Source organism: Bacillus sp. JJ1773 (genome assembly GCF_036962035.1).
Taxonomy (GTDB): domain Bacteria; phylum Bacillota; class Bacilli; order Bacillales; family Cytobacillaceae; genus Cytobacillus.
Window position 1 is genome coordinate 1 of sequence record NZ_JBALNX010000141.1, and the last position, 4,675, is coordinate 4,675.

The 4,675-nt window shown below is 33.2% G+C and carries 7 protein-coding genes; 1 reads left to right on the plus strand and 6 read right to left on the minus strand.

What is annotated here, in order from left to right; translation table 11 throughout:
- Nucleotides 1–389: 389 nt before the first annotated feature.
- Both V7127_RS25980 and V7127_RS25370 read right to left on the minus strand, forming a co-directional pair.
- Complete coding sequence (locus V7127_RS25980; RefSeq protein WP_438824067.1) at nucleotides 390–668, minus strand: tyrosine-type recombinase/integrase; 279 nt, start codon at nucleotides 666–668, stop codon at nucleotides 390–392.
- 284 nt (nucleotides 669–952) lie between these two features.
- Complete coding sequence (locus V7127_RS25370; RefSeq protein WP_335490934.1) at nucleotides 953–1,102, minus strand: hypothetical protein; 150 nt, start codon at nucleotides 1,100–1,102, stop codon at nucleotides 953–955.
- A 290-nt stretch (nucleotides 1,103–1,392) separates the two neighbouring features.
- Between V7127_RS25370 and V7127_RS25375 the strand changes: the two genes are divergently transcribed.
- Nucleotides 1,393–1,629, plus strand: coding sequence for a hypothetical protein (locus tag V7127_RS25375; protein ID WP_335490936.1), 237 nt, complete (start codon nucleotides 1,393–1,395; stop codon nucleotides 1,627–1,629).
- A 24-nt stretch (nucleotides 1,630–1,653) separates the two neighbouring features.
- Here the strand turns inward: V7127_RS25375 and V7127_RS25380 are convergent, their stop codons facing one another.
- From V7127_RS25380 to V7127_RS25395, 4 genes are all read right to left on the minus strand, one after another.
- Nucleotides 1,654–2,121 (minus strand): hypothetical protein, encoded by a 468-nt coding sequence (locus V7127_RS25380; RefSeq protein ID WP_335490939.1) that lies wholly within the window; start codon nucleotides 2,119–2,121, stop codon nucleotides 1,654–1,656.
- Between the two features lie 554 nt (nucleotides 2,122–2,675).
- Nucleotides 2,676–3,194 (minus strand): hypothetical protein, encoded by a 519-nt coding sequence (locus V7127_RS25385; RefSeq protein WP_335490942.1) that lies wholly within the window; start codon nucleotides 3,192–3,194, stop codon nucleotides 2,676–2,678.
- 175 nt (nucleotides 3,195–3,369) lie between these two features.
- Nucleotides 3,370–3,969, minus strand: a complete 600-nt coding sequence (locus tag V7127_RS25390; RefSeq protein ID WP_335490945.1) for a tyrosine-type recombinase/integrase — start codon at nucleotides 3,967–3,969, stop codon at nucleotides 3,370–3,372.
- A gap of 9 nt (nucleotides 3,970–3,978) precedes the next feature.
- Nucleotides 3,979–4,299, minus strand: coding sequence for a site-specific integrase (locus V7127_RS25395; RefSeq protein WP_335490947.1), 321 nt, complete (start codon nucleotides 4,297–4,299; stop codon nucleotides 3,979–3,981).
- Between the last annotated feature and the right edge of the window lie 376 nt (nucleotides 4,300–4,675).

The window sequence follows — 4,675 nt, forward strand, 5'->3', positions numbered from 1 at the left end:
ATATTTAGAAAATAATACCATAATTATTAAAGGGGGTGGGGGTAATTCTAATGGAACACAATATCCGAACGAAAACCCCTATGCGCACATTAATACATAAAACCTGGCATTTTCGGGATTTTTCTGTATCGAACTAAAGGATTATTTCCTTCCCCTCTTCATACGTTTGCTATCTGTATATTTTGCTAAAATACTATGTTTATCAAAACCTTACTTTAAGTCCTCTGAATACAAATTTACATAGTTCTAAGTAATAGCCAATGTTGAGTGTCCTAATAATCTTTGTAGCTAAAATGCGTCTCCTCCACTTGTTAAATAATGCTTTACAAATGTATGGCGGAAAGCATGAATAGAAGTTTTTTCTACCCCTCTTTTCTTGTTGTAACGGGCTATAGCATGTTGCATTGAGTTCTTGTTATCTGTTCACCTAACTCGTTCATGAACAGAAATTCATCTTTTTTTAAGCCGTACATTCTAATGTACTCTGTAAGAACTTTAATTAAATGCACGCTAATGGGATTATACTGCGCTTTCCTATTTTTTGTAGTAGTTAATATAACCATCCCATTATTAAGATCAATGTCTTCAACCATTAAATTAAGCACTTTATTAAGACGATTACCTGTTTCCAATAGATAGTGAACGGTTTTTCTTTTGTAAAAAGGTATTTTGACCTAATATTGCTATTGTCATTGACGAATTGAGAAAATGAAAAGCAATTTCAAATTAATTTACAAGAAATCGTTAGCGATTGAATTTATCAAAATGGGGAACGACTTGGAGTACACTTCGAGAAACCGAAACGCCCCCCGCTGGTAAGTGTACTTTTTTGAACATACAGAAAAGCTTAATGAAGATTTAGCAATACTTCAAGAGCGATTAGAAAGGGAAAGGGGATGCCAATGAAATAATACCTTTTCATTGGCTCATATCTGATTTAATGTTTCAACTATTAACTTGGAGGAAAAGCACATGAATGAACCGTTCCAGCATTATGTTCTGAATGATGGATAGCAGCATCGTGAGCTGTTGCATCTGCAGCGGCCATTTGACTGTTTGGACGATGTGGGCCATACCAATTTCCAAGGCAAGAACTACACATAGCTTGCCAACAATCAAAGTTTTCTCTTTCGTGGTTTGCTCAATGACCTTTTTTCACCTAGACCAACCCTCCTTTCTTATATAACAATATATTTACCCTTGTCTTAAATTTTAAGTATGGAATAATTTGTTGTATTTTCTTTTTATAAAAAAAATTGCCTATGTATGAAGGACTTGATTACGTTTTAAGAACTTTAATACATCACAAAACGTCAGCTTTTGATAGCTGATGGTTTTTTATTTGCAGGAAAATGTAACCATCTGTCAAATAGGTATTTAGGAGGTGATAGCATGAGCGAATTTCATACAAAAATCTACTGTAAAAATTGTAGCAAAGAGATAAATGTAATTGGGTCTTTATATTCAGATTCAAATTTAAATATAACAATTGAATCTAAAACTGCTTTAGCATTAAACCCAGTTGAAACTGGGTTCGTAGTGACTACAGAAGGAAATAAAAAAGACATTAATTTTGATATACTATGTCCAGAATGTGATAAATTCGAAAACTATCAATCTTTAATTTAAACAAGGCGTCCTTTCGAGGGCGTTTTATTTATTTAGTTCTGCTTCACGATGTGCTTTAAACTCTTGTTTAATCAGAAAAATGATTTTCCTGTAGGTTTGACCTAAGAGTTCAGCATCGTCTTCTGCTTCTTCTTCCAAAGCGTATTGCCTGTCAAAAACATCTTCTATTTTTTCGACTTCATTAATGATTTCTTCGCTCAATAAATGATAGATCTCATATAATAAGGGACGAATATGCTCCACGTACTTTTTTTCATCTAGTTCAGGACCATAACGCATATCATGTGTTTGCACTCGTAGTTTAGTGTTTAAATGAAGAATCTCATTAAAAACCTGAAACTTTTTTTCGTCTTTCTTATTTAATTCATCCTTCTGTAATTTTTCACGTTCAAACCTTTGATTTTTTCGGATACTATTGTTTTGAACTAAAAATGTGATTAATCCACCGACAATAACACCTAGTAAGGGCAAAGCATCTTTAATTATCTCCATGATGTTCCTCCAGCAACTTATTATCTTCATTTTATCACAAGTCTCACAAGTTCAACTTGAAGAATCTTTTTATTATCGTGATTAGTATATTGGCCCTTTTCATCATAAAACGATCTAAATATGTCAGCTTTGACAATTAATTAATACCTAATAGGTTGTATATAGGTGACCCCGTTTCATGTCAAAGCTGATCATCAGTGATACTTAAAAGGTATTTCTTCAGTCAGCCTTATCTTCGAGCCAGTTATAAAACGGTATAGTTTTGTTATGATTAGACACTATCGGAGACTCTATTCTCCCGTTTTTTAAATCAAATTTATAAGATACGTCTTCAATGTTTGATAAGCATAACCTTTTAAATGGTCTGCTGATACATTAATGTACCTTCCCTCCTCGATTGTTTCAGTAATAAAGGCATTATCAGCGTACTCCACTGCTGCTTATTCCATCTACTAGGTGCAAATTCCGAATAAAATTCATTACAAAAATTAGTTAAATGTATCTTAAATTCACCTGGTGTTAATTCCTTGTTAATTAACAATATTTCTTTAATATTATTTTGTTTCTTTACTTTTATTTAATAGTTGTCGATTTTCAACTGTTGATGGTGAATTGTTGACCGACAATTGTTGAGCACCATCAATTGAAAAGCTAACAGAAGAAGCATCTTCTGAGTTGAGTTGTGGATTTTCGCCACTTGAAAGCAAGTGCGTGAAGCTTTCGCTTATATCGAGTATTTTATATCCACCTTCATTTATCTCTTCGATCATGTTTAAAACTTCACTGTCGTCAAAAGCTACATCACTGACGTTATAATAATACAATGTCTTTTTACTATCTCGATATTGAATAGTGACCCAATATTTCTTTGCTTCTAGCTCTTTGATCGCATTTGAAATTGGACCTCTGCCGAATTTATTATAAAGCGCCATTTTCTTGATTGACCAGCTTTCCGGCAATGACATTAAATGTGATATTAATCCGATTGACCTAATATCAATGAGTTCTTGTAAAGCTTTGTTATGAATTTGTGCGTAGTCGGAAGTTTTTCTACTTTTAATTATTCCGTTCATTTAAAATTGGCTCCTTTGGTACTACATCGAGCATTTTATGCTACAATGAAGTCAGTGCTATTGGGAAACTTGCTCGTTGGACGCTAAACTTTCGGAGCAAGTTTCTTTTATTTGATATAACTTTGTTATACTAACATGGCAAATTTGCTTTCTAAACTACTATTTGCGCTTGTTTTCAAATTAAATTGTTTAATGGTGTGAATTTCTTATGGCTTTCTGCAATATCGGTAGCGAATAAATTTACATAGCGTTTTGTAATTTCCATTGAAGTATGCCCTAAAGTCGAGTGTAAATGGAATGCTGACCCACCATTTTGGATAAACAACCTAGCGTGAGTATGTCTTAGAGTGTGACAGCTTACACGGACTCCTTCAATTCCAGATAATTTAGCGTAATGTTCTATCCTATTTTGTATGCTCCTAGGTTTCAAAGCTCCTCCATCTTGATTGATAAATAATGCTTCAGTATCTGCTTTTCCTCGTATTTTAATATAAATATCAAGTTGTTCTTTCATTTTTTGGCTAATCGGAAACAATCTTTCAAAGTATGTTTTAGTTTGCCGTATCAAAATAGTGCTTTCCTTAACGTCCGAAACTTCAATGCCAGCCAATTCATTTAATCTAATGCCAGTATCTACGAATAGCATTAAGATTGTGTAATCTCTCAAGCCAACGAATGTTTTTTTGTCACAGAGTAAAAACAATAATTGTAATTGGTCTTTAGACAAAGAATTTACTGCCAGTTTGCGCTCTTTCAAAAGCTTTATATTAGCCATTGGATTTTTTTAAATGTGTTTATTCTTATGGAGAAAGTTGTAAAAACTCCGTAAAGATCGCAATCTTGAATTGATAGACGTTATTTTTAAACCTGACTGCTGCATATTCAGAATTAAGTTTTTAATGTCTTGCTCCGTCATATTAACTAAATTCATTTTGATTGCTTGAAACTGCTCTCGGTAATATTTCATGGTATGAGGTCGTAAATTTCTAAGCTTACAATCATCAAAAAATAATTTGTAAGCTTCTTCGTCTGAGGTTACAAAAAAAGATTTTGTTGCTAATTTGATTTCGTCTTCGGTTAATAAAGTTCTTCGCTTTTGAGCCATTGCACACTACCTCCGCACATTATTAGTGGTAAATATGTAGTGTGTGATAAAAAATAAAAAAGCTCTGCACATATAGTGCAAAGCTTGATTTATAAGCATTTTTAGCTATTTTTCGATATCGGTGGTCGGGGTCGAACCGACACTCCAGAAGGAACACGATTTTGAGTCGTGCGCGTCTGCCAATTCCTGTATGCATTTCTTATGGAAATTGTGTGATTGCAGTACTATGAAACTTCTTATCACTTCTTAGTATTGCTTTCTTATTTATTGACTATTTCTGGATTTAAAGTGATTCGAATCTCTATTTTGTTAGGTACTAAAAAATTATTTCTTTAGTTTCATAATTTTTGAATTCTACAGCCTTAGTGGTTTCCTT